Genomic DNA, 25,583 nt, shown 5'->3' on the forward strand with positions numbered 1-25,583 from the left:
CGCGCTTGCATACAGTGGCAGGACTTTTTCACATCGCGATCGAAGGGACGTACATGCCCATGGGTCACACGGCCACGGCCGAGGCCGGCTCCGGCGGCCTGACAGCGACCGAGCACCGGTTGGCGAACGGCCTGCGCGTGGTGCTCTCGGAGGACCACCTGACCCCGGTCGCCGCGGTCTGCCTCTGGTACGACGTCGGCTCGCGCCACGAGGTCCGGGGCCGCACGGGGCTCGCCCACCTCTTCGAGCACCTGATGTTCCAGGGCTCGAAGCAGGTCCACGGCAACGGCCACTTCGAGCTGGTGCAGGGTGCGGGCGGCTCGCTCAACGGCACGACGAGCTTCGAGCGCACCAACTACTTCGAGACCATGCCCACGCACCAGCTGGAGCTCGCGCTCTGGCTGGAGGCCGACCGCATGGGCTCGCTGCTCGCCGCCCTGGACGACGAGTCCATGGAGAACCAGCGGGACGTCGTCAAGAACGAGCGCCGCCAGCGCTACGACAACGTGCCGTACGGCACGGCCTTCGAGAGGCTGACCGCCCTCGCCTACCCGGAGGGCCACCCGTACCACCACACGCCGATCGGCTCCATGGCCGACCTGGACGCGGCCACCCTGGAGGACGCGCGGGAGTTCTTCCGCACGTACTACGCCCCGAACAACGCGGTGCTCTCCGTCGTCGGCGACATCGACCCGGAGCGGACCCTCGCCTGGATCGAGAAGTACTTCGGCTCCATCCCCGGCCACGACGGCAAGCCCGCGCCGCGCTCCGGCGAGCTGCCCGACGTCATCGGCGAGCAGCTCCGCGAGGTCGTCGAGGAGGAGGTCCCGGCGCGCGCCCTGATGGCCGCCTACCGGCTGCCGCACGACGGCACGCGCGCGTGCGACGCCGCCGACCTGGCCCTGACGGTCCTGGGCGGCGGGGAGTCCTCCCGGCTGCACAACCGTCTGGTCCGCCGGGACCGCACGGCCGTCGCCGCCGGCTTCGGCCTGCTGCGGCTCGCCGGGGCGCCCTCGCTCGGCTGGCTGGACGTCAAGACGTCCGGCGGCGTCGAGGTCCCCGAGATCGAGGCGGCCGTCGACGAGGAGCTCGCCCGGTTCGCCGCCGAGGGCCCCACGCCCGAGGAGATGGAGCGCGCGCAGGCCCAGCTGGAGCGCGAGTGGCTGGACCGGCTCGGCACCGTCGCGGGCCGCGCCGACGAACTGTGCCGGTTCGCCGTCCTGTTCGGCGACCCGCAGCTCGCCCTCACCGCCGTCGACCGCGTCCTCGACATCACCGCCGAGGAGGTCCGGGAGGCCGCCGCGGCCCGGCTGCGCCCGGACAACCGCGCGGTCCTGGTCTACGAGCCGCTGAGCACCGAACAGAGCGAGAGCGACGAGGAAGAGGGGGCGGAGCAGTGACCGAGGCTGCCACGTCTTTGACGAGCATGGAGTTCCACCCGCAGCCGACGCCGGGCACCGCCCGCCCCTGGGCCTTCCCGGCCCCGGACCGCGGCACCCTGGAGAACGGCCTGACCGTCCTCACCAGCCACCGCCCCGGCCAGCAGGTCGTGGCCGTGGAGCTCTTCCTGCCGGCCCCGCTGGACGCCGAGCCCGCCGGTCTCGACGGCGTGGCCACCATCATGGCCCGTGCGCTCTCCGAGGGCACCGACCAGCACAGCGCCGAGGAGTTCGCGGCCGAGCTGGAGCGCTGCGGCGCCACCCTCGACGCGCACGCCGACCACCCGGGCGTACGGGTCTCCCTGGAGGTCCCGGTCTCCCGGCTGCCCAAGGCGCTCGGACTGCTCTCCGAGGCCCTGATCGCCCCGGCGTTCCTGGACACCGAGGTCGAGCGCCTGGTGCGCAACCGCCTCGACGAGATCCCGCACGAGACGGCCAATCCGGCCCGGCGCGCCGCCAAGCAGCTCTCCAAGGAGCTGTTCCCGGCCGACTCCCGGATGTCCCGGCCGCGCCAGGGCACCGAGGAGACCGTCGGGGCGATCGACGCCGCCGCGGTCCGCGCCTTCTACGCGGCGCACGTGCGGCCCGCCACGGCCACCGCCGTGGTCGTCGGCGACCTGACTGGGATCGACCTGGAGAAGGTCCTCGCGGAGACGCTGGGCGCCTGGACCGGCGAGCCCGGCGAGCCGCTGCCGATGCCGCCGATCACCGCCGACGACACCGGCCGGGTCGTGATCGTGGACCGCCCCGGCGCCGTCCAGACCCAGCTCCTCATCGGCCGGATCGGCCCCGACCGGCACGCCCGCGTCTGGCCGGCCCAGGTCCTCGGCACGTACTCCCTCGGCGGGACCCTGACCTCGCGTCTGGACCGGGTCCTGCGCGAGGAGAAGGGCTACACGTACGGCGTGCGGGCCTTCGGGCAGGTGCTCCGCTCGGACGCCGAGGGGAACGGCGCCGCGATGCTCGCCATCAGCGGCTCCATCGACACCCCCAACACGGGCCCGGCCCTGGACGACCTGTGGAAGGTGCTGCGCACCCTGGCCGCCGAGGGGCTCACGGACGCCGAGCGGGAGACCGCCGTGCAGAACCTGGTGGGGGTGGCGCCGCTCAAGTACGAGACGGCCGCCTCCGTCGCCGGGACGCTCGCCGACCAGGTGGAGCAGCACCTCCCGGACGACTTCCAGGCCCAGCTGTACGCGCGCCTGGCCGAGACCGGCACCGTCGAGGCGACCGCCGCCGTGGTCAGCGCCTTCCCGGTGGACCGGCTCGTCACGGTCCTGGTGGGCGACGCGGCGCAGATCGCGGAGCCGGTGCGGGCGCTCGGCATCGGTGAAGTGACCGTCGTCACCGGCTGATCGACCCCTGCCCGGCCGGCGGCCCACCGCCGCCGGCCGGGCGGACGAAGGGCCCCGACGTGACGGACCGTCGGGGCCCTTCCGGCCGTCGGCGCGGGAGCCGCACGGGGAATGCCTCCGTGAATTGTCCGTATTGGCGCCAAAGTGATCATCTGCCCTGTGGCATGCCTTACAAAAGGTCGTGTTCGGTTGGTGATCGACTGGGGCTCCGCATAGCGTCGGTGCGGCTGTTCGCCAGTTGCACCCGCCGCGCCCGCGGCACCGGACAGTCATCGCCGAGTCCCCGTCAGGCGCGAGCCTGGGGAGCCGGGGACCCACGCAGTCCCTGGGGTGAATCGGACGCCTTCGCCTCGCGCGGAGGGGCCCGTAGGAGACCTTCCTGCTCCGAACCCGTCAGCTAACCCGGTAGGCGAGAAGGAAGGAAAGGAACAACGTCTTCATGGCGTTCACCCGTGCCACCGGGAAGCATCGTGGTTCGAGCCGGATGGCGCGCCGCGGCGCGGGCATCGCCGGAGTGGCGACCCTCGCCACCACCGGAGTCATCGGAACCCTGGCCTCCCCGGCGCTCGCCGCCGACACGGACAACCGCTCCCCCGAGGACACCGGCCTCACCAAGGTGATCGCCGAGGAATCCCTCGTCGACCGGCTCAACGCCCAGGCCGACGCCCAGGACCGCGAGGCCTTCGAGGCCGTCGCCGAGCAGAAGGCCCTGGCCGAGGCGAAGCGCAAGGCCGAGGCCCGCGCCAAGGAGATCCGCGAGGAGAGGGCCCGCGCCGCCCGCGAGGCCGAGCGCCGCCGCCTGAACTCCTTCCAGCTCCCCGTCGCCGGCTCGTACGTCTCCACCGGCTACCAGACCGGCGGCTCGCTCTGGTCCTCCGGCAGCCACTCCGGCGTCGACTTCCACGCGGCCTACGGCAGCCGGGTCGTCTCCGTCGGCTCCGGCACCGTCGTCGAGGCCGGCTGGGGCGGCGCGTACGGCAACAACATCGTGATCCGGATGCACGACGGCACGTACACCCAGTACGGTCACCTCTCCTCCATCGGGGTGTACGTCGGCCAGACCGTCGAGCCGGGCCAGCAGATCGGCATCTCGGGCTCGACCGGCAACTCGACCGGCCCGCACCTCCACTTCGAGGCCCGGACGAGCGCCGACTACGGCTCGGACATCAACCCGGTCTCCTACCTCCGCGCCCGCGGCGTCGCCGTCTGACCCGGCGTCCCGCGCGCCCCTGACCATCGGGGACCTCCGCGTCGCAAAAGCCCCGGCTCGTGCTGAGCCGGGGCTTTTCGTCGTCCCGTCGTCGGCCAAAAGCCCGTCATGGATTCCGGTGGGGCATCGGAAATTCCGGCGGGCTGCAATAGAGTCGCGGATCAGGCGCAGAACAGGCGCCGCTCGAATTGTCTCGCGCGGACCAAGGCGGAGGTCGGACATGCGCATTCCCGCGCATTCGGTATGCACGGCGATCCGGGACGACATCGTCTCCGGCGTCTTCGAGCGGGGCAGCCGGCTGACCGAGGAGCAGCTCGCCCGCCGGTACGGGGTCTCCCGCGTCCCGGTCCGCGAGGCGCTGCGCACCCTGGAGTCCGAGGGCTTCGTCCTCACCCGCCGCCACGCGGGCGCGCACGTCGCCGAGCCCACCGAGCAGGAGGCGGCCGACCTGCTCGACATGCGGGCGCTGCTCGAACCGCTGGGGGCCGCGCGGGCCGCGCAGCGGCGCACCGACGCCCACCTCAAGGTGCTGCGCGGCCTGGTCAGACTCGGGCAGGAGCGGGCCAGGCGCGGCCAGGGCGAGGACCTGCGCTCGCTCGGCGGCTGGTTCCACGAGACGCTCGCGCAGGCCTCCGGCAGCCCGCCGCTGACGGCGCTGCTCACCCAGCTGCGGCACAAGATCGCCTGGACGTACGCGGTCGAGCAGCCCGAGCGACCGGTGGAGGCCTGGGCCGAACACGGTGCGATCGTGGACGCCGTGGCGCGCGGCGACGCCGAGCGGGCGAGGGCCCTCACCGCGCTGCACGCGGAGCGCTCGCTGCCGCTGCACCGGCTCAAGAGGCCGGAGCGCGGGCGTGTGAGGGTTTCGCAACACGTCGTCAACACGACGAGCGCCCGGAATTAACACGCACACCGTATACAAAGAATAGAAATTCCACGGGGCTTTTCGTGCTGCCCGGAAAAGGGGGCGGCGGGGGAGCGGGAGTGGAAAAGAGAAAGGCCGTGGCCGCCGGAATTCCGGCGGCCACGGCCTTTCGAAGTCACGAGAAGGGTCAGACGGTCTCGGGGAGCTCGTCCAGGCCCTCGGCGACCAGCTTCGCGAGACGGTCCAGAGCGGCCTCGGCGCCCTCGGCGTCCGACGCGAGCACGATCTCCTCGCCGCCCTGCGCGCCCAGGCCGAGCACCGCGAGCATGGAGGCGGCGTTCACGGGGGTGCCGTCGGACTTGGCGATCGTCACCGGAACGCCGGAAGCCGTGGCGGCACGGACGAAGATGGACGCGGGGCGGGCGTGCAGGCCCTCGGCCCAGCCGACGTTGACGCGGCGCTCAGCCATGGTGTTGCCCTTCAAGTCTCAAGCGGGTTGTCTAGACCAGTCTCTCACGGGATGCGCGGTGCTCACGCCGACCTCCGGCCCGCACCGGACCGCCTCGGCTCCCCCCACCTTGCAACGCCCACCCCCACCGCGCGACCGGTGCCCCAGGCGTGTCCCGGCCGTAGGCTGACCCCATGCAGAGCGCGTCGGAGCAGTCGGAAGCGGCGGAACCGCAGGCGGAGCCGGTACGGTCCGCGCCACCGGAGCACGCCTACCCCGACCACTGGGAGGCGGACGTGGTGCTCCGCGACGGCGGCACCGCGCGCATCGGGCCCATCACCACCGACGACGCCGACCGGCTCGTCAGCTTCTACGAGCAGGTCTCGGACGAGTCGAAGTACTACCGCTTCTTCGCCCCCTACCCGCGCCTCTCCGCCAAGGACGTGCACCGCTTCACCCACCACGACTTCGTGGACCGGGTGGGACTCGCGGCGACCGTCGGCGGCGAGTTCATCGCCACCGTCCGCTACGACCGCATCGACGACCGCGGACTGCCCGCCTCCGCCCCGGCCGACGAGGCCGAGGTCGCCTTCCTCGTCCAGGACGCGCACCAGGGCCGGGGCGTCGCCTCCGCCCTGCTCGAACACATCGCGGCGGTCGCCCGCGAACGGGGCATCCGGCGCTTCGCCGCCGAGGTGCTCCCCGCCAACACCAAGATGATCAAGGTCTTCACCGACGCGGGCTACACCCAGAAGCGCAGCTTCGAGGACGGCTCCGTACGGCTCCACCTCGACCTCGAACCCACCGACCGGTCCCTCGCCGTCCAGCGCGCCCGCGAGCAGCGCGCCGAGGCCCGCTCCGTACAGCGGCTGCTCACCCCCGGCTCCGTCGCCGTGGTCGGCGCCGGCCGCACACCCGGCGGCGTCGGCCGGACCGTCCTGCGCAACCTCGTCGGAGCGGGCTACACCGGACGCGTGTACGCGGTGAACGCCGCGCTCCCCGAGACCGGCGGCACCGGCGACGGAGGCCCGGCCGAGCTCGACGGGGTCCCCGCGTACCGCTCCGTCGGCGCCATCGGCGAGCCCGTGGACCTGGCGGTCGTCGCCGTCCCCGCCGAACGGGTGCCGGAGGCCGTCGCGGACTGCGGCGAGCACGGCGTGCGGGGCCTCGTCGTCCTCTCCGCCGGATACGCCGAGAGCGGTCCGGAGGGCCGCGAGCGGCAGCGCCGGCTCGTACGGCAGGCCCGCTCGTACGGCATGCGGATCATCGGCCCCAACGCCTTCGGCATCATCAACACCGCCGACGACGTCCGGCTCAACGCCTCGCTCGCGCCGCAGATGCCGGCCGCCGGGCGGATCGGGCTCTTCACCCAGTCCGGCGCGATCGGGATCGCCCTCCTCGCCGGACTGCACCGGCGGGGCGCCGGACTCTCCTCCTTCATCTCGGCCGGCAACCGCGCCGACGTCTCCGGCAACGACTTCCTCCAGCACTGGTACGACGACCCCGGCACCGACGTCGTCCTCCTCTACCTGGAGTCGATCGGCAACCCCCGGAAGTTCACCCGGCTCGCCCGCCGCACCGCCGCCGTCAAGCCGGTCGTCGTCGTCAAGGGCGCCCGGCACAGCGGCAGCGCCCCGCCCGGTCACCGGGTGCCCGTCACCCGCATCCCGCACGCCACGGTCTCCGCGCTGCTCCGGCAGGCCGGGGTGATCCGCGTCGACACCGTCACCGAGCTCGTGGACGCCGGGCTGCTCCTCGCGGCCCAGCCGCTGCCCACCGGGCCCCGGGTCGCGATCCTCGGCAACTCCGAGTCGCTCGGCCTCCTCACGTACGACGCCTGCCTCACCGAGGGGCTGCGCCCGCTGCGGCCCCTCGACCTGACGACCGCGGCGGTCCCGGCGGACTTCCGGGACGCGCTGGCGGCGGCCCTCGCGGACGAGACGTCCGACGCGGTCGTCGTGACCGCGATCCCGTGGGTCGGCGAGGACGGCGCCACCGAGTTCGGCGACGGCGAGGTCCTGGCGGCGGCCCTCCGCGAGGCCGTCGCCTCCGCGCCCGCCCCGACGAAGCCGGTCGTCGTCGTCCACGTCGAGATGGGCGGCCTCGCGGAGGCCCTGGCGGTGGCGACGAGCACGAGGCCGGCGGGGGCGGGGCGGGGGGCCGGAGGGGGTACGGGTGCGGGAGCCGGTTCCGGCGCGGGTGCTTCCGCGGGGGAGAACCGTTCCGCCGGGGCCGGAGCCCCTGTACCCGCCACGCCCGGATCCCTTACGCCCGGATCCGCTGCCGCACCCGGATCCGCCGCCCCTGTACCCACCACGCCCGAATCCCCTGCACCCGGGCCCTCCGCCCCCGCCGCGCCCAGCCCCGCCCCGCCCGCATCCGTATCCGGATCCGCGCCCGCCCCCGTACCGACGACCGCGTCGCCCGCCGTCGAGCCGGCGCCGCAGCCCGGCACGGTCCGGGGCCCCGGACCGGTCACCATCCCCGCCTACCCCGCCGCCGAGCGGGCCGTGCGGGCGCTCGCCGAGGCCGTGCGGTACGGGCAGTGGCGGCGGCAGGCGGCCGAGCCCGGACGGGTGCCCGAGTACGAGGACATCGACGAGACGGGGGCCGCCGCCCTGATCCGGCGGGTGCTCGGCGGCGCGGAGGCGGACGCGCGGGGCGTGACCCTCGGCACCGCCCAGGCCGGCGAGCTGCTGGCCCGGTACGGGATCACCGTCCTGCCGACCCTGCCCGCCCCCACGCCCGGCGCCGCCGTCGCGGCCGCCGCCCGGCTCGGCTACCCCGTCGCCCTCAAGACGACCGCGCCGCACCTCCGCCACCGCCCCGACCTCGGCGGCGTCCGGCTCGACCTGGCCGACAAGAAACAGCTCCGCACCGCCTACGCCGAGCTGACCGAGGTCCTCGGCAAGCCCGAGGAGCTCCAGCCGGTCGTCCAGGCCATGGTGCCCCGGGGCGTCGACACCGTCGTCCGCTCCGCCATCGACCCGGCCGTCGGCGCCGTCCTCTCCTTCGGCCTCTCGGGCGCCGCCTCCGAACTCCTCGGCGACACGGCCCACCGGCTGGTCCCGGCCACCGACCGGGACGTCGCGGAACTCGTCCGCTCCCTCCGGACCACCCCGCTGCTCTTCGGCTGGCGCGGCTCCGCCCCCGTCGACACCCCGGCCCTGGAGGAACTCCTCCTCCGGGTCTCCCGGCTCGTCGACGACCACCCCGAGGTGGTCGCCGTCTCCCTGGAGCCGGTGGTCGTCGCGCCCCGGGGCCTCTCCGTCCTCGGCGCGACCGTCCGCCTGGCCCCGCCCCCGCCCCGTACGGACCTCGGCCCGCGCAGCCTGCCGAACTACTGACGGAGGAGTCGGATGTCACAGCCCTCCGCCCTTCCCGCGACCCCGCCGCCCCGCAACCGGCCGAGCCGTCCTTACCCGGGGCTTAGGATGGAGTCCATGGCGAAGACCGGTACGACGACCCAGGGGCTGCGCGCGGCGATCGAGCGCAGCGGCTACTACCCGGCCCTCGTGGCCGAGGCGGTGGAGGCCGCCGTCGGCGGCGAGGCCGTCGCGTCGTACGTGGTGCACCAGGAGACCACCTTCGACGCGAACGAGGTCCGCCGCCACGTCACCGTCCTCGTCCTGACGCCGAACCGCTTCATCGTCAGCCACACCGACGAGCAGGCCGCCGACACCAGCTCCCCGACGCCGTACGCCACGACCTCCACCGAGTCCGTGAAGCTCGACCGGATCTCGTCGGTCGTCGTCAGCCGCGTGGTCGCCAACCCCGAGTCGTACACGCCGGGCACCCTGCCCCGCGAGGTGGTCCTCACCATCGGCTGGGGCGCCGTCTCCCGCATCGACCTGGAGCCCGCGGCCTGCGGCGACGCCAACTGCGACGCCGACCACGGCTACACCGGCAACGCCACCGCCGACGACCTCAGCCTGCGCGTGAGCGAGGCCGGGGACGGCCCGGACACGGTCCGGCAGACCCTCGCCTTCGCCCAGGCGCTCTCCGAAGCCACCGCGGCCACCGCCGCCACCGCCCGCTGATGGCGCAGCCCGCCGCCGTGTCCCACGGCTGGCCCGACGACCCGGTCCCGCTCGCCCCGGAGACCGCGCCGGTGCCCGAGTACGCCACCGGCTCCCTCGGCGACCTCCTCCCGACGCTCGTCGCGGGCCAGGAGGTGCCCGGCTTCGCCCCGCGGATCGCCGAACTCGCCCCGGCCGACCGGAACTGCGTCTTCCTGATCGACGGGCTCGGCTGGGAGCAGATCAAGGACCACCCGGACGAGGCGCCCTACCTGACCTCGCTCCTCGGCTCCTCGCGGGGCGGCACGGGCCGGCCGATCACCGCCGGCTTCCCCGCCACGACCGCGACCTCGCTGGCCTCCGTCGGCACCGGCCGCTACCCGGGCACCCACGGGCTGCCCGGCTACACCGTGCGCAACCCCGACACCGGCGAGCTGATGAACCAGCTGCGCTGGAAGCCGTGGACCGCGCCGCGCGTCTGGCAGCCGTACCCCACCGTCTTCCGGCTCGCCCACGAGGCCGGGGTCCACACCGCCCAGGTGTCCTCCCCGATCTTCGAGCAGACCCCGCTCACCCAGATCGCGCTCAGCGGCGGGACGTTCCACGGGCGGCTCTCCGGCGAGGAGCGCATGGACTTCGCCGCCGAGCAGCTCGCCGCCGGCGACCGCTCGCTGGTCTACACGTACTACAGCGAACTCGACGGCGCAGGACACCGCTTCGGCGTCGACTCCGACGCCTGGCGCGGCCAGCTCATGTTCGTCGACCGGCTCGTGCAGCGGCTCGCCGAGCAACTGCCGCCCCGCTCGGCCCTGTACGTCACGGCCGACCACGGCATGGTCGACATCCCCTTCGACGAGCGGCACCGCATCGACTTCGACGAGGACTGGGAGCTGCGCGCCGGCGTCGCCCTCCTCGGCGGCGAGGGACGCGCCCGCCACGTCTACGCCGTGCCCGGCGCCGAGGCGGACGTCCTCACCTGCTGGCGCGAGGTCGTCGGCGAGCAGTTCTGGGTCGCGAGCCGCGACGAGGCCATCGCCCTCGGCTGGTTCGGGGACGAGGTCGACGAGCGCGTGTACGGGCGGATCGGGGACGTCGTCGCGGCGGCCCACGACGACGTGGCCATCACGGCCTCCGTCAACGAGCCCCACGAGTCCGCGATGGCCGGCATGCACGGGTCCATGACCCCCGCCGAGCAGCTCGTCCCGCTGCTCGAAGTACGCTCCTGACCTCCCCCCTCCCCCTTCTCCACGCCCCGAAAGGTCCCCGCCCCGTCATGCCCGAGCTGGTCTTCTTCTCCGGAACCATGGACTGCGGGAAGAGCACCCTGGCGCTCCAGATCGCCCACAACCGCGACGCGCGCGGCCTCCAGGGCGTGATCTTCACCCGTGACGACCGGGCGGGCGAGGGCAAGCTGTCCTCCCGGCTCGGCCTGGTCACGGAGGCGGTCGAGGCGCCGCGGGGCATGGACGTGTACGCGTACCTCGTCGGCCAGCTCTCCCAGGGCGGCAAGGCCGACTACGTGATCGTGGACGAGGCGCAGTTCCTCGCCCCCGAGCAGATCGACCAGCTCGCCCGCATCGTCGACGACCTCGGTCTCGACGTCTTCGCCTTCGGCATCACCACCGACTTCCGCACGAAGCTCTTCCCCGGCTCGCAGCGGCTGATCGAGCTGGCGGACCGCATAGAACAGCTCCAGGTCGAGGCCCTGTGCTGGTGCGGCGCCCGGGCCACCCACAACGCCCGTACGGTGGGCGGGGAGATGGTCGTCGAGGGCGAGCAGGTCGTGGTCGGCGACGTGAACCGCCCGGCGGAGGAGATCGGTTACGAGGTCCTCTGCCGCCGCCACCACCGCAAGCGGATGACCGCGGCCTCGGCGCACGCGGGCGCCCTGTCCCCGGACGTCCTGCCGGTCAACCACGCCTGACGCGTCTCCGGTCCGGCCGGTCGGAGGAGGTGCGCCCGGCTCCGGTACGGCCCGCCCTCCGCGCGGCGACGAGCACGTCCCGTTGCCGCTGCCCGCCGCCTCGCGGACGATTCATTCCGCCGGAGGCGCCGTCAACTCGTCGAGCACGGCACCGTTCACGGGCGCCGTCCCCGTCAGCGTTCCCAGCAGGGCCTGGGCCAGGACCGTCGCGGTGCCGATGCGGGTGTCCTCCCGCTCGTCGCCGGTGACCCGGTCGATCACCGCGTCCCGTACCGCGCGCGAGGCGTCGAGGTCCCCGAAGAGGTCGGGGAAGGAGAGGGCCGTCACGCACACGCCCACGTTGGCGGAGAGGATCGACCGGCCGGCCAGTTCGGGGGGCATGCGCAGGCGGCCGGCCTCGCGGCAGCGTTCGACGGCCTTCAGCAGGATCGCCTGGGCCTCCTTGACGGCCTGCGGCTTCGCGTCGCCCGCCGGCGCGAACATCAGGCGGTAGAGGTGCGGATTGCGCAGCGCGAACGCGACGTGGCTGTCCCAGGCCGTGCGCAGGTCCGCCACCGGGTCGTCGGTGAGCGGGTTGCGCCTCTTCTCGGCGAGGAAGCGCGCGAAGCCGAGGTCGGCCACCGCCGTGAGCAGCCCCTGCTTGTCGCCGAACTGGCGGTAGATCTCGGGCATGCCGACCTTCGCCCGGTCGCAGATGGCCCGGGTCGAGATCGCCGGGGCGTCCTTGGTGGCGAGCAGTTCCTCGGTGGCTTCCAGGATGCGCTCTCGGGCCGTCGACATGCCCCCACGGTAGCAGCGCTAACGGGTCGGACCTGGGCGGATCCCTGGGGCGGGCGGTGGTGCCGTAGCGGTGTCTGCGGCTTTGTAATCAGTGATTACTTGTTGTGTTAGCGTTGCAAACGTTCGCGGGCGGCCCCTCGGAGCCGTCCCGCCCCGCCCGACCGGAAGGAACCGCCATGACCGCGTCCACCACCCTGCGCCAGGTGATCGGCCTCCCCCAGGAGCCGCCGCGTCTGAGCGAGTCGGTCCTGATCATGATCGACTTCCAGAACACCTACCGCACCGGCGTCATGCGGCTCGACGGGGCCGAGGAGGCCGTGGCCGCCGGCGCCCGGCTGCTCGCGGCCGCCCGCGCCGCGGGGGCGCCGGTCGTCCACGTCGTCAACGACGGCGGCGAGGGCACCCCGTACGACATCCGGGCCGAGATCGGCTCCCTCGGCGACGAGGTCGCCCCGATCGAGGGCGAGAGGGTGGTGGTCAAGCGGTTCCCCGACGCTTTCCACGCCACGGAGCTCGAAGAGGTCCTGAAGGACCTCGGCGCCACCGGCGACCTGGTCCTCGCCGGGTTCATGACCCACATGTGCGTCCTGTTCACCGCCCAGGGCGCCTTCAAGCTCGGCCACCGCCCGACCGTCGTCGCCGAGGCCACCGCCACCCGCCCCCTGGAGGCGCCGGACGGCACCGTCCTGCCGTCGGCCGCGCTCGCGGCCGCGAGCCTGACGACGGTCTCCGACCTGTTCGGCACCGTGGTCCGCACGGTCGACGAACTCGTGGACCCGGTGCCGGTCGCCTGATCCGTCCGGGGCGTACGGCACCGGGAGTTCACCCGGGGTGTGCCCGGACATCTCCCGCCGATCGATTGCGGGTCGCCCGCCTCGGCGGTAATGGCGTCCGGCCCGTGCGTGACGACCCCACCTCCGGGCGTCCCGCGCCGTACGACCCCTGGAGGACGTGTGCCCCCCGCCGCCGCCGAGACCGTGCTCCACGAGGTCGAGGGCGAGGAGGACGCGGGCCCCGGGCCCCGGGCCGGGGCCCCGGCCCGGGGAGCGCGGGCCGCGGGCGCCGCCGCCCTGCTCACCGCCGTGCTGTTCTGCCTCGCCACCGCGCTCTCCCGCAGCCACCCCTTCGGCCCGGTGACCAGGAACATCGTCGACCTGGGCCAGCAGTACCTGCCGTACCACGCCTACTGGCGCTCCTTCCTCCTCGGCGAGACGCACGGCGACGCCTTCCTCAACTGGAACTCCGGCTTCGGCTCCAACTTCCTCGGCGACATCGGCACCTACCTGAGCAGCCCCGTCGACCTGCTCGTCGTGTTCTTCCCGGCGGACCGGATCGAACTCGCGCTGTACGTCGTCACCGCCGTCAAGATCACCGCCGCCGGAGCCGCCATGGCGGCCCTGCTCCTGCGGCTGCGTCCCGGGCCCTGGCCGGTCGCCGCCCTGCTCGGCACCGCGTACGCCCTCTCGGGCTGGACCTTCAACTTCGGCTCCACCGTCCCGATGTGGCTCGACGGACTCGTCGCCTTCCCGCTGCTCTGCCTGGTCGGCGAGTGGGCCCGCACCGCCCGCCGTCCCGTCCTCGGGCCGCTCGTCGTCGCCCTCGCCTGGACCGCCAACTTCTACACCGCGTACATGGCGACCCTCGGCGCGGCCGTCGTCCTCGCCGTCCGGCTGCTCACCGCCGAGGAGACCGCCACCCTCCGGCAGCGCCTCGCCGGGGCGCTGCGCGCCACCCGGGGCGTCCTCATCGGCGTCGGACTCGCCGCACCGCTCGTCGTGGTCGTCTTCCTCGGCACGAAGACCGCCGACCCCACCCCGGAGGTCACCTTCGCCCCCGCGGCCTGGACGGACGTCCTCGCCCGGTTCCTGCCCGCCACCGCGAGCACGTCGAGCCCCGCCCTCTTCATCGGCACGCCCGCCCTGCTCCTGGCCCTGACCCTGCCCTTCAACCGGGCCGTCGCCCCGCACGTCCGGGCCGCCCTGACGGCCGCCGTCGTCCTGGTGGCGCTCTCCCTCCAGTGGGAGCCCACCCATCTCCTCTGGCACGCGGGGGCCTCGCCCAACGGCGTCCCGTACCGCCAGGCCTTCGTCCTGTGCGGCCTGCTCCTGGTCGCGGCCTGGTTCTCGGTCGCCGGGGGAGTGCCCCGGCCGGCCGCGCTCCTCGCGGGCGGCGCCCTGCTCGGCGCCCTCGCGTGGGCGGCCCGGGGGAGCGCCGACATCGACCGGTGGACCTTCCCCGCCTTCGGCGCGGCCGCGCTCCTGGCGCTTGTCGCCGCCCTCCTCGCCCTGGTGGCCGCCCGTGAGAACCTCGCAGGCGCCGCCCGCGCCCTGCCCCTCCTCGCCGTGGTCCTGCTCGTCGCCGCCCAGGCGGGCGAGGCGGCCGTCACCGGGAAGCGGATCGAGGAGCGGCAGCGCGACAAGGTCGCCTGGTCGCCCCGGACCGGACCCTGGCACGAGGCCGCGGCGCGCGAGGCGGCCCGCGCGGACGCCTGGCCCCGCCACCGCACGGACCCCGGAGAGGTCCCCGGCGGCAACGACCCCCTGCTCGTCGGCGGGCAGGGCGCCGAGTACTACAGCAGCCTCACCTCCGAGGTGACCTCCCGGACCCTGATCTCCCTGGGCTTCGGCTCCTACGCCAAGGGCCGCCACCCGGTCACCCTCGACAACCCCGTCACCGACGCCCTGTTCTCCGTCGGCACCCGGATCCGCTCGCGCCCCGCCGAGCCGGTACGGAAGGACGCGCCGCCCCGCGCCGCGGTCACCGCCACCACCGTCCCCGTACCGCCCCTGGTCACCGTCCGCCCGTCGCCGCGACCGGCCCTGCCCCGGGGGGACTCCGCCTTCGCCCGGCAGGAACGCCTGCTCGGCGCCTCCGTGTACGAGCTGCCCGCGCCCCGCCGCACCGGCGGCACCCTCACCGCCCGCTGCCCGGCCGGCTCCCACGTCTGGTTCTGGGCGCCCGAGTACCGGGGCACGGCGGCCCTCGACGGCGGGGAGCCCGTGAAGTTCGACGGCAGGCCGCCGGCCGTCAGCGCGGCCATGGGCGCGCTCGGCACCGTGCCGGACTCCGGCGAGGTACGGATCGAGCTCGACCCCGAGGGCAGGGCGCGACTGCCCCGGCAGCCGGTCGGCTGCCTGGTCCGCGCCCGGCTCGACTCCGCCGTGGACCGGCTCACCGCCACCGGCGCCACCCGGGTGCACGCCACCGGACACACCGTCACCGCCGAGCTCCCGCCGGGCAGTACGGGTGTCGCCGTCCTCGGCGTACCCCGGATCTCCGGCTGGAGGTGCGCCGCCGGAGACGCGGACCTCCGCCCCGCGCGCGCGTACGAGGGCCTCGTCGCCGTCCCCCTCGACGGGCGGACGGACACGGTCCACTGCTCCTTCCGGCCACCGGGCGTCAAACTGGGCGGCGCCGTCGGCGCCGCCGCGCTCCTCGCGCTCGTGGCGACGGGACTCCCGCACCGCGGGCGGACCCGTGGGCGGACCCGTGGGCGGACCCGTGGGCGGACCCGTGGGTGAAGGGCCGGCCCGGGTTCTCCGAGAGGACGGAAAGAGTTCACCCGGCGTGCACGCGAGGCACGTTCGCCCGGAAAAGCGGAGCGTTACCGTACCCGCCGTCCACGGCGTCCAGCAGATCGATCCAGTGTGGGGAAACCGAGTGCCGAAACTGTCCGTCGTCGTACCGTTCCACAACGTCGGGGCCTACGCCCCCGACACCCTGCGCAGTCTCGCGAACAACGCGGACCCCGCATTCGAGTTCCTGCTGGTCGACGACTGCTCGACGGACGACACCCCCGAGATCCTCGACCGCTGGCGCGACCGCCTGCCGAACGCCACCGTCATCCGGCACGAGACCAACCGGGGCGTCGCCCAGGCGCGCAACACCGGGATCGACGCGGCGCGCGGCGACTACCTCACCTTCCTCGACGGGGACGACTGGTACGCGCCCGGCCACCTGAGCGCCGCCGTCGCCGGGATCTCCCGCCTGGACTGCGACTTCGCCCGCACCGACCACGTCCTGTCGGAGGGCCGGAAGCGCCAGATCCGCTACGCCCCCGCCAAGCGTCGCGACACCGTGATGGACCCCAGGGACGGCATCGCGCCGGCCAGCATGGTGACGATGGTGGACTACCCCTTCGTCCCCTTCGGCATCTACAGCAGCCGCCTCTTCGCGGACGGCGAATCCCGTTTCGAGACGTCCCTGAGGACCGCCGAGGACCGCCTCTGGGTCTGGCGGCTCCACCTCAAGGCCCGCACGTTCGCCGCGCTCTCCCTGCACGGCGTCTTCTACCGGCGGGGCGTCACCACCTCACTCACCCAGATCACCGACAACCGGCAGCTGGACTTCATCCCCTCGTACGACCTCCTGCTCGACGAGGTCTCCCGGGACGCCGAGGCGGACCGGTTCCTGCCGAAGGCGGTCCGCACCTACTGCGCGATGATCGCCTTCCACATGGGCAAGGTCGCCACGTACGACCCCGCCGTCGCCAGGCAGCTGCGCGCCGACGTCGGCGACGCGCTGCGCCGGATGCCGCAGCGGGTCCTCGACGAGACCCTCGCCACCATCGACACCCGGCGCGGCACCCTCCTCCGGAGCCTGCGCGAGACCGGAAGGACCGCCTGACCCATGGCCCCCGACACGGCTTCCGAGAAGGCTCCCGGCGTCCTCCCCGTCCAGATCTTCCAGGTGTCCACCCTCTACGGCGCCGCCACCCTGGCCGCCGCCCTCGACGCCGGGCGGTTCGGCCCCCGGGCGGACGCCCGCCGGCTCCTCCTCGTCTCGCACAACGCCGAGATCCCGGAGACCGCCCTGCGCCTGGAGACCATGACCGGCTACGCACGGATCGCCGCCCGCTTCGACGGCGTCCTCGACTGGAACGAGACGATCCACCCGTACCACCCCGCCGCCTGGGCCCCCCGCCCCGAGGAGGCCCCGCTCTGGCAGCGCGTGCTGCGCACCGCCTGGGACCTCGGCGACGCCCCGGTGGAGCTGGTCGTCGAGTCCATCCAGGTCAACCCCGCGAAGGCGCTCGCCGGCGCCTTCCCCGAGAGCTCCCTGCACGTCTACGCCGACGGCCTGATGAGCTACGGCCCCACCCGCAACGACCTCGCGCAGTCGATCGCCTGCCGCATCCGGCGGGTCCTCCACCTCGACCTGGTGCCCGGCCTGCGCCCCCTCCTCCTGAGCGAGTACGGCGTCGAACCCGAGCTCGTCCCCGACGACGCCTTCCGCGCCGTCCTCGCCGAGATCGCCGAGGAGGCCGCCGACGACCCGGCGCTCGCGCGGGCGGCCGCCGCCGGGCCCACGGCCCTCCTGCTCGGCCAGTACCTCGCCGCGCTGAACCTCCTCACCGCCGAGGAGGAAGAGGAGCTGCACGTGCGGATGCTGCGCGGGGCGGCCGCCGCCGGACACCGCTCGATCGTCTTCAAGCCGCACCCGAGCGCCCCCGCCCGCTACTCCCGGGCCCTCGACGAGGAGGCGGAACGGACCGGCGTGCGCCTCACCGTCCTCGACGGGCCGCTGCTCGCCGAGACCTTCTACGAGCGGTGCCGGCCCCGGCTGGTCGTCGGCTGCTTCTCCACGGCGATGCTCACCGCCGCCGTCTACTACGACGTGCCCGTCGCGCGCGTGGGCACGGCCGAGGTCCTCGCACGGCTCACCCCCTTCGAGAACAGCAACCGCATCCCGCTCACCGTCGTCGACCACCTCGTCGCGGACCTGGAGCGGGGCGAGGAGCCCGCCGTCCCCGGCCCGGCCCCCGCCTCGCTCACGCCCCTGGTCCGGGCCGTCGGCTACTGCATGCGGCACGGGAGCCACCCCGGCCTCCGGGAGGAGGCCACCCGCTTCCTGGCCGCCCACCACGACGCCCCCGGCACCGCGCACCACTTCGACGCCGAACGGCTGACCCTGCTCGGCCTGCCGGGCGGGGCGGCCGGACCGGCCCCGGGCGCCGCGTCCCGGCTGCGCCGGAGCCTCGCGCGCGGCCGCCGCGGCTGATCGGCCGCGCCGGCCGTCCGGTCAGCGCCCGACCGACCTGACCAGGGTGAAGACCGCGCCCTCCGGGTCCGCCACCACGGCCAGCCGCCCCGCCGTGCCGTCGCGCGGCGGGGACAGGACCCGGCCGCCGAGCTCCACGACGAGCCGGGCGGCCGCGTCCACGTCGGCCACCTCGAAGTACGTCATCCAGTGCGGGCCCCGGTCCCGGGGCAACGCGTCGCCGACGCCGTGCAGGGAGGCCACGGGGGCCCCGTCCACGAAGAGCGTCGCGTAGTCGTTCCCGGGCGAGTCGGCCGGCTCCAGCTCGAAACCGAAGACCGTCCGGTAGAACTTGCCGATCGACGACTCGTACGTGAGCAGCTCGTTCCAGACCGGGGTCCCCGGCGGCCCCGCCGTCGCCGTGCCGTGGTGCGCCTTCGCCTGCCAGACGCCGAAGACCGCGCCGGTCGGGTCGGAGCAGATCGCCATGCGGCCCGCCTCGCCCGCGTCCAGCGGGCCCACCGCGACGGTCCCGCCGCAGCCCCGGACGCCCTCGGCGGTCTCGTCGGCGTCCCCGGTGGCCAGATAGGGGGTCCAGGCGATGCGCAGGTGCCGGTCGACCGGCAGCCGGCCGATGCCCGCCACCTCCTTGCCGCCGAGCAGGGCGCGGACGTACGGCCCGAGCTGCTCGGGACCGGGTACGAACTCCCAGCCGAAAAGCGCTTGGTAGAACTCCTGCGTGGCGTCAAGCCCGTGCACCATCAGGCTCACCCAACAGGGTGTGCCGGGTGGGTGCCGAGTCGCCTCGGTCATCGTCACCCTCTCCTCGGACCATCGTCGTGGCCGTGCCCCCTTCCGGCGGTGAAACCGGTGGTGGCGCGGTGCGCCCCGGACGCACCGCGTCGCGGCGCGCTCCCGCGGGGAAGACGCCGGGTCCGTCCCGCGCGGCCGTGCGGCTGCGCGAGTATGGCATCCATGAAGCCCATCATCTCCGCAAGCGAACTGCTGAGCGAGTCGGCCGGAGTCCGGCCGCCGGTCCTCCTGGACGTCCGCTGGGCGCTCGGCGGCCCGCCCGGACGGCCCGCCTACGAGGCCGGTCACCTGCCCGGAGCGGTCTACGTCGACCTGGACACGGAACTCGCGGGACCGCCCGGGAGCGGCGGCCGCCACCCGCTGCCCGACCCGGAGGCCTTCGGCGCCGCGATGCGCCGCGCGGGCGTCTCGGCGGACCGGCCGGTCGTCGCCTACGACGGCGGCTCCGGCTGGGGCGCCGCCCGCGCCTGGTGGCTGCTCCGGTGGGCGGGCCACCCGGACGTGCGGGTCCTGGACGGGGGCCTCGCGGCCTGGACGGGCGAGCTGACGGAGAAGGTCCCGGCGCCCGAGCCGGGCGACTTCCGGGCGCGGCCGGGCGCCCTCGGCCTGCTCGACGCCGACGGGGCGGCGGCGTTCGCCCGCTCGGGGCTGCTCCTGGACGCCCGGGCGGCCGAGCGCTACCGCGGGGACGTGGAGCCGATCGACCGCGTCGGCGGGCACATCCCGGGCGCGGTCTCGGCCCCGACGACCGGGAACGTCGACGCCGAGGGGCTCTTCCTGGCGGCCGACGCCCTGCGGGACCGGTTCGCGGCCCTGGGCGCGGCCGAGGGGACCCCGGTCGCGGTCTACTGCGGCTCCGGCGTCTCCGGCGCCCACGAGGTCCTCGCCCTGGAGATCGCGGGCATCCCGGCCTCCCTCTACGCGGGCTCCTGGTCGGAGTGGTCCGCCGACCCGTCCCGCCCGGTGGCCACGGGCCCGGACCCGGAGTAACGCGCACCGACGGCGACCGGGCCGCACGCACGCGCGTGGCCCGGTCGACCGGCGCTCAAACACACACCCGCACGCGCGTGACCCGGTCGCCGTCGCTCAAACAGACACCCGCACGCACCCGCGTGGCCCGGTCCACCGGCGCTCAACCGCGCGTGCGCACACGGAAGGGGCCCGCGCCACACCGGCGCGGGCCCCTTCCGTACAGCCCGGTACTTCCGTACAGCTCCGTGCTCCCGCACCTCCGTACGGACACTTCCGTACGGAGGGAGGTCAGTCCTGCTTCTTCCTCCGTGTGCCGAAGACGATCTCGTCCCAGCTCGGTACCGCCGCGCGCCGCCCCGGGCGGACGCCGTCCGCCTCGGCCTGGCGGTCCGTGGTGCCGGTGAGGCGGTCGCGGTGGCCCGAGACCGCGCGGGGCATGAGGACGTCGGCGTACGCGGCGCCCGCGCCCGCCGAGGCGGCCGGGGCCGGCGGCTCCTCCGCCTCGGGCTCGTCCGAGGGCTCGGAGTCGGGCTGCTCGGGCACGACCATGTCGCCCCGGAAGCTCGGTACGGCCTCCAGGAGGCTGGTCAGGGAGTCCCGCTCGTCCTCCGCCTCGGGCGGCGGCGCGGGGGCCCGCTCCAGCTGGCGGTCCAGGGCGCGGTCGAGCGGCCGGTCCCGGGGCAGCCGGGCGATGCGCGGCACGAACGGGAAGCTGGGCTCCGGCGCGGCGGCGATCGTGTCGTCCGTCTCGCCGATCAGGGCCCGCGCCTCGTCGTCCACGGCCTGGACGAGCCGCCGGGGCGGGTCGTACGTCCAGCTCGCGGTGTGGACCTCGCCCGCGACGCGGTAGACGAGCAGCACCTCCCAGGTGCCGTCGTCCCGCCGCCAGGAGTCCCACTGCACGGTGTCCTTCTCGGCGCCGCGCAGCAGCAGCCGCTCCTGCACCGCCTCGCCGAGCTGGGGGCCGCTGTTCTCCCCGGGCCTGCGGACCGGGGTCTTGCGGGCCCGCTCCGCCATGAAGGCGCGCTCCGCGAGCACGGGGCCCTCGAAGCGGCGGACGCGGTCGACGGGGATGCCGGCGAGCTGGGCGACCTCCTCCGCGGAGGCACCGGCCCTTATGCGGGCCTGGATGTCGCGGGGGCGGAGGTGGCTCTCCACCTCGATCTCGATCTGGCCGAGGCGCGCGCGGTCGTTGCGCACGGCGGCGCGGAGCCGCTCGTCGATCGGAAGTGTGTACTCCGTGCTGTCAGCAGCCTTCAGCACCAGTCGTGTGCCGTCGTTGGAGACGGCCACGACACGCAGTTCGGGCATGGGGACCTCCCGGGTGGTGCCTGCCGACGTCACGTGCGTCGCTGCTTCCGCTAGTCGAGTGTGGCCTGCCCGGGTGCAGCCTGCCACTACCTTGCCGAGTTGCCCGCGTGTCGGGCGTGGACCCTGGAGCGCCGTTATGGCACGGTTACCTGTTCGCTACGCGGAGTGACTGGCGGTCACTCTGTGCAGCCGGTTCCCGCGCGATGCCGAGCGCCACCGGTTCGAGTGCCGTCTCCGGTCCTCTTCCCGTGCTCCCGGGCACCCGTGAGGGCGTCCGGACCCAGGTTTCGTCAATGTACTCCATTCGGGCCACCTGGGTGGACCGGCGCGCCGCTCAACTTCTCGGACGGCACGGGAGTTGAGTCTCCGCGATCTTCCCCCGCACGTGTCGCTCTTCACAGAAACAGTGGAAACGGAACTATTCACTTCCCCTATTTGTCCCTTCTGGGTGCAAGGCACTCGGATGAGCCAGCAGGGGTTGGAGATGCGCCACAGGCCGGAGACCGACACGGACGAGCCGAAGGAGGCGGAGGCGGAGGAGCGCGGAAAGACGGGGGAGAAGGACGAGGAGAGCGACAGGAGAAGAATCGACCTGAGCGTGGCCCAGGTCTCGGGCAGCGCCCTGGCCGCGGTCATCGCCGCCAAGCTCGCCTCGACCCTCGGGGTGTACGGCACGATCATCGGCGCCGGTGTGATCAGCGTCATCGCCACCTGCGGCGGCCCCTTCTTCCAGTACGTCTTCCGGCGCACCGGCGAGCAGGTCCGCGACGCGACCGCCGCCCGGCCGAGGCCCCGCCGGCTCCCGCTCGCGGCCCGTGCCGGGTCGGCCCGGACCGTGTCCGGAACCCTGGCCGGGCCCGTGGTCGGGTCCGCGCCCGGGGTCCCGCCCCGCCTGGACGATCCCACGCTGCTGCTCGCCACGGTCCCGCCGCCCCTCCCGGAACGGGAGGAGTTCGGCGAGGCGACCACCCACGGCACCCGGGTCCGGGGCTGGAGGCGCCCGGCGATCGCCGCCGCCCTGGTCTTCGGCGTCACCATGGGCGGCATCACCGCCTACGAGCTGGTCGCCGGGGAGGACTTCGGCGGCCGGCAGGGGACCACCACCTTCGGCTCGGTCGTCCGCGGCGGCGGGGGCGGCGGACAGGACGCGCCGGGCCCGGGCGGGGAGACCACCCCCGCGCCCTCCGGCTCCTCCGACGGCCCCGGAGGCCCCGGGGACGGCGCCCCCTCCCCGTCGGGAACGGGAGCCACCCCGAGCCCGGACGGCCGGAGCTCCGGACAGCCGGACACCGGGCGGACCGGGACCGGGAGCCCGTCGGCCGAGCCGACCCCCTCCGCCCCCACCGACGGCGGGACGACGCCCTCGCCGGGCCCGACCGGCCCCACCACCGCGCCGACCGCCCCGACCCGGGAGCCGTCCACCGGCACGGGACCGACCGGGGGCTCTTCCGCCCCGTCGGCCCCGGCCCCGGCGGGACCCGACGCCGGGACCGGCCCGGAGCCCGGAGACGGATGACGGAACCGGACGACGAGGTCGAACGGCCGACCTGGACGACGAAACGGCCGCCACGCACCCGCGTGGCGGCCGTTTCGTGCTCCGTGGGGCGCTCTCAGTCGCCCAGGATCCGACGCAGGTGGTCGTTGGCGAAGAGCCGGTCCGGGTCGAGCCGGTCGCGCAGCGCCGTGAACTCGGCGAAGCGCGGATAGACCTCGGAGAGGTAGGCGGCGTCGCGGGTGTGCAGCTTGCCCCAGTGGGGGCGGCCCCCGTGCGCCGTCATGATGCGCTCCACCGCGGTGAAGTACGCCCGGTGGGGCGTTCCCCGGTAGAGGTGCACGGCGATGTAGGCGGTCTCCCGGCCCGAGGCCGTGGACAGCGTGATGTCGTCCGCCGGGGCCGTGCGCACCTCCACCGGGAAGCTCACCTTGAGCGGCGACCGCTCGACCATCGCCTTGACCTCGCGCAGCGCGGCGACCGCCGCCTCGCGCGGCAGCGCGTACTCCATCTCCACGAAGCGCACCCGGCGCGGCGAGGTGAAGACCTTGTACGGGATGTCGGTGTACGTACGGGCCGACAGGGCCCGGCTGGAGACCTTGGCGAGCGCGGGGACGACCGGCGGCACCGCCTTGCCCAGGGAACAGGCGAGCTGGAAGACCCCGTTCGAGAGGAGCTCGTCCTCCACCCAGCCGCTGATCCGTCCGGGAGGGGCGGCCGGGCCCGCGCTGCGGTTGTTGCGCTTGGTGTTGCAGTTGTCCGTGTGGGGGAACCAGTAGAACTCGAAGTGCTCGTTCTCCGCGTGCAGCGCGTCGAACTCCGAGGTGACCCGGTCGAAGCTCATCGGCTCCTCGCGCGCGGTGAGCAGGAAGACCGGCTCCACCGCGAAGGTGATCGCGGTGACCACGCCGAGCGCGCCGAGCCCGATCCGGGCGGCCGCGAAGACCTCCGGGTTCTCCTTCTCCGAACAGGTCAGCAGCTGTCCGTCGGCCGTCACCAGTTCGAGGGCGCGGATCTGCGCCGCTACCGACGCCGACTCGCGGCCCGTGCCGTGCGTACCGGTGGAGACGGCCCCGGCGACGGTCTGCTCCATGATGTCGCCCATGTTCGTGAGCGACAGGCCCTCCCGGGCCAGCGCCACGTTGAGCCGCTTCAGCGAGGTCCCCGACTCGACCGTCACGGTCATCGCCTCGCGGTCGATCCGCCGGATCCCGGTCAGCAGCCCCGGCCGGATCAGCACGCCGTCGGTGGCGGCGATCGGGGTGAAGGAGTGGCCGGTGCCGACCGTCTTCACCCGCAGCCCGTCCTCGGCCGCCCGGCGCACCGCCTCGGCGAGCTCCTCGGCCGAGGCCGGACTCACCTCGCGGGCCGGACGGGAGATGACGTTCCCCGCCCAGTTACGCCACGGACCGCTCGCCGCCCCTGCGCTCCCCGGCCCCGCTGTCCTCGTCCCGCTCACGCTGCCCCTCCCGGTTCGGCGCCGGCCTGCGCAGCCGGCGGTGTCCGAGAAGACCCACCGCGACCGCGACCGCGCCCGAGACGACGGGCACCACGTACCCCGCTTCCGCTCCCGACGCGTCGACCACCCAGCCGGCGGCCGAGGAGCCGAGCGCCACGCCGATCGCGAGACCCGTACCCGTCCAGGTCATGCCCTCGGTCAGCTTGGTGCGCGGTACGTGCGCTTCGACGAGGGCCATCGTGGTCACCATCGTAGGTGCGATGGAGAGGCCCGCGACGAAGAGCGCCACGGCCAGCAACGGCAGGTTCCCGGCCAGTAGGAGGGGGATCATACTCACGGCCATCGCGCAGACGCCCAGCAGCCACCTGCGGGACGGGTCGCCCTTGAGGTGGAGCAGCCCGAAGACGGCCCCGGCCAGACAGGAACCCAGCGCGTAGACGGCCAGGACGAGGCTGGCGGCGGCCTTGTGCCCCCGCTCCTCGGCGAAGGCCACGGTCACCACGTCCACCGAGCCGAAGATCGCGCCGGTGGCGACGAAGGCGAGGACCAGGACCCGCAGACCGGGGGAGCGGAGCAGGGAGGCGTTCCGCTCGCCGCTCCGCCGGGGGTGCGGCCGGGGCTCCGTGGAGCGCTGCGCGGTCAGCCAGAAGACGCCGATCGCGAGGAACACCCCGGCGAGCAGCGGACCGGCCTCGGGGAACCAGGTCGTCGACAGGCCGATGGAGATGATCGGGCCGAAGATGAAGCACACCTCGTCGACGATCGACTCCCAGGAGTACGCCGTGTGCAGGCTCCGCCCCTCGCCCCGGTAGATCTCCGCCCAGCGGGCCCGGATCATCGCGCCGACGCTCGGCACGCAGCCGATCACGGCGGTGAACACGAAGAGCGTCCAGTCCGGCGCCTCCTGCTGCACGCAGACCAGGAGTCCTGCGCCCGCGGCGAGGGACACCAGGGTCACCGGCCTGAGCACCCGGCGCTGCCCGTGCCGGTCGACCAGGCGCGAGACCAGCGGGCCGAGGACGGCGGCGGACATCGCGAGCGTCGCCGAGAGCGCGCCGGCCAGGCCGTACCGGCCGGTGACCTGCGAGATCATGGTGACGATGCCGATGCCCATCATGGACAGGGGCATCCGGCCGAAGAACCCGGCGACGGAGAACGACGCCGCTCCGGGCGCCGCGAAGATCGCGCGGTAGGGACTGGGCAAGAGGGTCTCCGGAAATCTCCGTGCTTCGGAGCTGGCTCCGCGCGACGACTCGGCACGTGCCCCTGCGACCGCCGGACACGCGTAGTTAATAGCTAAAGCCTACGGCTTTGAACTGAATGGGTCATCCCTCTTTTCGGACGACCGGCGCCGACGGCCGCCACGGCCCCTTCCGCCGGGCCGCGCCCCCCGGCGCGTCGGCCGGGTGGCAGGATCGGTGCCATGTCCGATCAGCACGATCCCGCCCCGTACGACGCCCTGCTGCTGCTCTCCTTCGGCGGCCCCGAGGGGCCGGACGACGTGGTCCCGTTCCTGG

The 25,583-nt window shown here is 74.2% G+C and carries 20 protein-coding genes and 1 riboswitch; of the genes, 14 read left to right on the forward strand and 6 right to left on the reverse strand.

Annotated elements, in window-relative coordinates:
- Positions 1-53: 53 nt before the first annotated feature.
- The 4 genes from AB0398_RS26580 to AB0398_RS26595 all read left to right on the forward strand — a co-directional run bounded on the left by AB0398_RS26580 (position 54) and on the right by AB0398_RS26595 (position 4,908).
- Positions 54-1,400 carry a pitrilysin family protein gene (locus tag AB0398_RS26580; RefSeq protein WP_366378139.1) on the forward strand — a complete coding sequence of 449 codons (1,347 nt, stop codon included), beginning with the start codon at positions 54-56 and terminating at the stop codon, positions 1,398-1,400.
- 26 nt (positions 1,401-1,426) lie between these two features.
- Complete coding sequence (locus tag AB0398_RS26585; protein WP_366378163.1) at positions 1,427-2,794, forward strand: pitrilysin family protein; 1,368 nt, start codon at positions 1,427-1,429, stop codon at positions 2,792-2,794.
- 263 nt (positions 2,795-3,057) lie between these two features.
- Positions 3,058-3,220, forward strand: a riboswitch (cyclic di-AMP (ydaO/yuaA leader).
- A 13-nt stretch (positions 3,221-3,233) separates the two neighbouring features.
- Positions 3,234-4,004: a M23 family metallopeptidase gene (locus tag AB0398_RS26590; RefSeq protein ID WP_366378140.1), complete on the forward strand. Its 771-nt coding sequence runs from the start codon at positions 3,234-3,236 to the stop codon at positions 4,002-4,004.
- A gap of 220 nt (positions 4,005-4,224) precedes the next feature.
- A complete protein-coding gene (locus AB0398_RS26595) occupies positions 4,225-4,908 on the forward strand; it encodes a GntR family transcriptional regulator (protein ID WP_366378141.1) in 684 nt (227 codons plus the stop codon).
- Positions 4,909-5,056: 148 nt separating this feature from the next.
- On the opposite strand, the gene AB0398_RS26600 is transcribed toward AB0398_RS26595, so the two are convergent.
- Entirely contained in the window at positions 5,057-5,338 is a 282-nt protein-coding gene (locus AB0398_RS26600; RefSeq protein ID WP_030222698.1) for an HPr family phosphocarrier protein, read from the reverse strand.
- A 173-nt stretch (positions 5,339-5,511) separates the two neighbouring features.
- Between AB0398_RS26600 and AB0398_RS26605 the strand changes: the two genes are divergently transcribed.
- From AB0398_RS26605 to AB0398_RS26620, 4 genes are all read left to right on the forward strand, one after another.
- Positions 5,512-8,664, forward strand: a complete 3,153-nt coding sequence (locus AB0398_RS26605) for a GNAT family N-acetyltransferase (RefSeq protein WP_366378142.1) — start codon at positions 5,512-5,514, stop codon at positions 8,662-8,664.
- Positions 8,665-8,760: 96 nt separating this feature from the next.
- Positions 8,761-9,357, forward strand: a complete 597-nt coding sequence (locus AB0398_RS26610) for a DUF5998 family protein (RefSeq protein WP_366378143.1) — start codon at positions 8,761-8,763, stop codon at positions 9,355-9,357.
- Complete coding sequence (locus AB0398_RS26615) at positions 9,357-10,562, forward strand: nucleotide pyrophosphatase/phosphodiesterase family protein (protein ID WP_366378144.1); 1,206 nt, start codon at positions 9,357-9,359, stop codon at positions 10,560-10,562. The genes AB0398_RS26610 and AB0398_RS26615 overlap by 1 nt, the downstream gene beginning before the upstream one ends.
- A 47-nt stretch (positions 10,563-10,609) precedes the next feature.
- Positions 10,610-11,260, forward strand: a complete 651-nt coding sequence (locus tag AB0398_RS26620; protein ID WP_121828415.1) for a thymidine kinase — start codon at positions 10,610-10,612, stop codon at positions 11,258-11,260.
- A 111-nt stretch (positions 11,261-11,371) separates the two neighbouring features.
- Here the strand turns inward: AB0398_RS26620 and AB0398_RS26625 are convergent, their stop codons facing one another.
- Entirely contained in the window at positions 11,372-12,040 is a 669-nt protein-coding gene (locus AB0398_RS26625) for a TetR/AcrR family transcriptional regulator (RefSeq protein WP_366378145.1), read from the reverse strand.
- Between the two features lie 176 nt (positions 12,041-12,216).
- On the opposite strand from AB0398_RS26625, the gene AB0398_RS26630 reads away from it, so the two are divergent.
- From AB0398_RS26630 to AB0398_RS26645, 4 genes are all read left to right on the forward strand, one after another.
- A complete protein-coding gene (locus tag AB0398_RS26630) occupies positions 12,217-12,834 on the forward strand; it encodes an isochorismatase family protein (protein WP_366378146.1) in 618 nt (205 codons plus the stop codon).
- Positions 12,835-12,993: 159 nt separating this feature from the next.
- Positions 12,994-15,561 (forward strand): YfhO family protein, encoded by a 2,568-nt coding sequence (locus AB0398_RS26635; protein ID WP_366378147.1) that lies wholly within the window; start codon positions 12,994-12,996, stop codon positions 15,559-15,561.
- A 139-nt stretch (positions 15,562-15,700) separates the two neighbouring features.
- Positions 15,701-16,666: a glycosyltransferase family 2 protein gene (locus tag AB0398_RS26640; protein WP_366378148.1), complete on the forward strand. Its 966-nt coding sequence runs from the start codon at positions 15,701-15,703 to the stop codon at positions 16,664-16,666.
- Between the two features lie 3 nt (positions 16,667-16,669).
- On the forward strand, positions 16,670-18,040 hold the full coding sequence (locus AB0398_RS26645; RefSeq protein WP_366378149.1) for a polysialyltransferase family glycosyltransferase: 1,371 nt from the start codon (positions 16,670-16,672) through the stop codon (positions 18,038-18,040).
- A 21-nt stretch (positions 18,041-18,061) separates the two neighbouring features.
- Here the strand turns inward: AB0398_RS26645 and AB0398_RS26650 are convergent, their stop codons facing one another.
- Complete coding sequence (locus AB0398_RS26650; protein ID WP_366378150.1) at positions 18,062-18,832, reverse strand: VOC family protein; 771 nt, start codon at positions 18,830-18,832, stop codon at positions 18,062-18,064.
- Positions 18,833-18,994: 162 nt separating this feature from the next.
- On the opposite strand from AB0398_RS26650, the gene AB0398_RS26655 reads away from it, so the two are divergent.
- Complete coding sequence (locus AB0398_RS26655; RefSeq protein WP_366378151.1) at positions 18,995-19,822, forward strand: sulfurtransferase; 828 nt, start codon at positions 18,995-18,997, stop codon at positions 19,820-19,822.
- A gap of 270 nt (positions 19,823-20,092) precedes the next feature.
- On the opposite strand, the gene sepH is transcribed toward AB0398_RS26655, so the two are convergent.
- Positions 20,093-21,148 (reverse strand): septation protein SepH, encoded by a 1,056-nt coding sequence (gene sepH, locus AB0398_RS26660; RefSeq protein WP_366378152.1) that lies wholly within the window; start codon positions 21,146-21,148, stop codon positions 20,093-20,095.
- 430 nt (positions 21,149-21,578) lie between these two features.
- Here sepH and AB0398_RS26665 point away from each other — a divergent pair, with 430 nt between their 5' ends.
- The gene (locus AB0398_RS26665; RefSeq protein WP_366378153.1) at positions 21,579-22,631 is read left to right on the forward strand and encodes a hypothetical protein; all 1,053 of its coding nucleotides are present in this window, start codon (positions 21,579-21,581) and stop codon (positions 22,629-22,631) included.
- Positions 22,632-22,725: 94 nt separating this feature from the next.
- On the opposite strand, the gene AB0398_RS26670 is transcribed toward AB0398_RS26665, so the two are convergent.
- Together AB0398_RS26670 and AB0398_RS26675 are read right to left on the reverse strand one after the other, a co-directional pair.
- On the reverse strand, positions 22,726-24,066 hold the full coding sequence (locus tag AB0398_RS26670; RefSeq protein WP_366378154.1) for a D-arabinono-1,4-lactone oxidase: 1,341 nt from the start codon (positions 24,064-24,066) through the stop codon (positions 22,726-22,728).
- The gene (locus AB0398_RS26675; protein ID WP_366378155.1) at positions 24,005-25,270 is read right to left on the reverse strand and encodes an MFS transporter; all 1,266 of its coding nucleotides are present in this window, start codon (positions 25,268-25,270) and stop codon (positions 24,005-24,007) included. The genes AB0398_RS26670 and AB0398_RS26675 overlap by 62 nt, the downstream gene beginning before the upstream one ends.
- Between the last annotated feature and the right edge of the window lie 313 nt (positions 25,271-25,583).

Source organism: Streptomyces sp. NPDC086147 (assembly GCF_040702165.1).
In the GTDB taxonomy this organism is placed as follows: Bacteria; Actinomycetota; Actinomycetes; order Streptomycetales; family Streptomycetaceae; genus Streptomyces.

Excerpts from the sequence above, each read along its gene's own strand:
- AB0398_RS26650 (WP_366378150.1), bottom strand. The coding sequence starts at position 18,832 with ATGACCGAGGCGACTCGGCACCCACCCGGCACACCCTGTTGGGTGAGC.
- AB0398_RS26610 (WP_366378143.1), top strand. The coding sequence starts at position 8,761 with ATGGCGAAGACCGGTACGACGACCCAGGGGCTGCGCGCGGCGATCGAG.
- AB0398_RS26655 (WP_366378151.1), top strand. The coding sequence starts at position 18,995 with ATGAAGCCCATCATCTCCGCAAGCGAACTGCTGAGCGAGTCGGCCGGA.
- AB0398_RS26665 (WP_366378153.1), top strand. The coding sequence starts at position 21,579 with ATGAGCCAGCAGGGGTTGGAGATGCGCCACAGGCCGGAGACCGACACG.
- AB0398_RS26615 (WP_366378144.1), top strand. The coding sequence starts at position 9,357 with ATGGCGCAGCCCGCCGCCGTGTCCCACGGCTGGCCCGACGACCCGGTC.
- AB0398_RS26590 (WP_366378140.1), top strand. The coding sequence starts at position 3,234 with ATGGCGTTCACCCGTGCCACCGGGAAGCATCGTGGTTCGAGCCGGATG.
- AB0398_RS26600 (WP_030222698.1), bottom strand. The coding sequence starts at position 5,338 with ATGGCTGAGCGCCGCGTCAACGTCGGCTGGGCCGAGGGCCTGCACGCC.
- AB0398_RS26585 (WP_366378163.1), top strand. The coding sequence starts at position 1,427 with ATGGAGTTCCACCCGCAGCCGACGCCGGGCACCGCCCGCCCCTGGGCC.
- AB0398_RS26580 (WP_366378139.1), top strand. The coding sequence starts at position 54 with ATGCCCATGGGTCACACGGCCACGGCCGAGGCCGGCTCCGGCGGCCTG.
- AB0398_RS26595 (WP_366378141.1), top strand. The coding sequence starts at position 4,225 with ATGCGCATTCCCGCGCATTCGGTATGCACGGCGATCCGGGACGACATC.
- AB0398_RS26630 (WP_366378146.1), top strand. The coding sequence starts at position 12,217 with ATGACCGCGTCCACCACCCTGCGCCAGGTGATCGGCCTCCCCCAGGAG.
- AB0398_RS26645 (WP_366378149.1), top strand. The coding sequence starts at position 16,670 with ATGGCCCCCGACACGGCTTCCGAGAAGGCTCCCGGCGTCCTCCCCGTC.
- AB0398_RS26620 (WP_121828415.1), top strand. The coding sequence starts at position 10,610 with ATGCCCGAGCTGGTCTTCTTCTCCGGAACCATGGACTGCGGGAAGAGC.
- AB0398_RS26625 (WP_366378145.1), bottom strand. The coding sequence starts at position 12,040 with ATGTCGACGGCCCGAGAGCGCATCCTGGAAGCCACCGAGGAACTGCTC.
- AB0398_RS26605 (WP_366378142.1), top strand. The coding sequence starts at position 5,512 with ATGCAGAGCGCGTCGGAGCAGTCGGAAGCGGCGGAACCGCAGGCGGAG.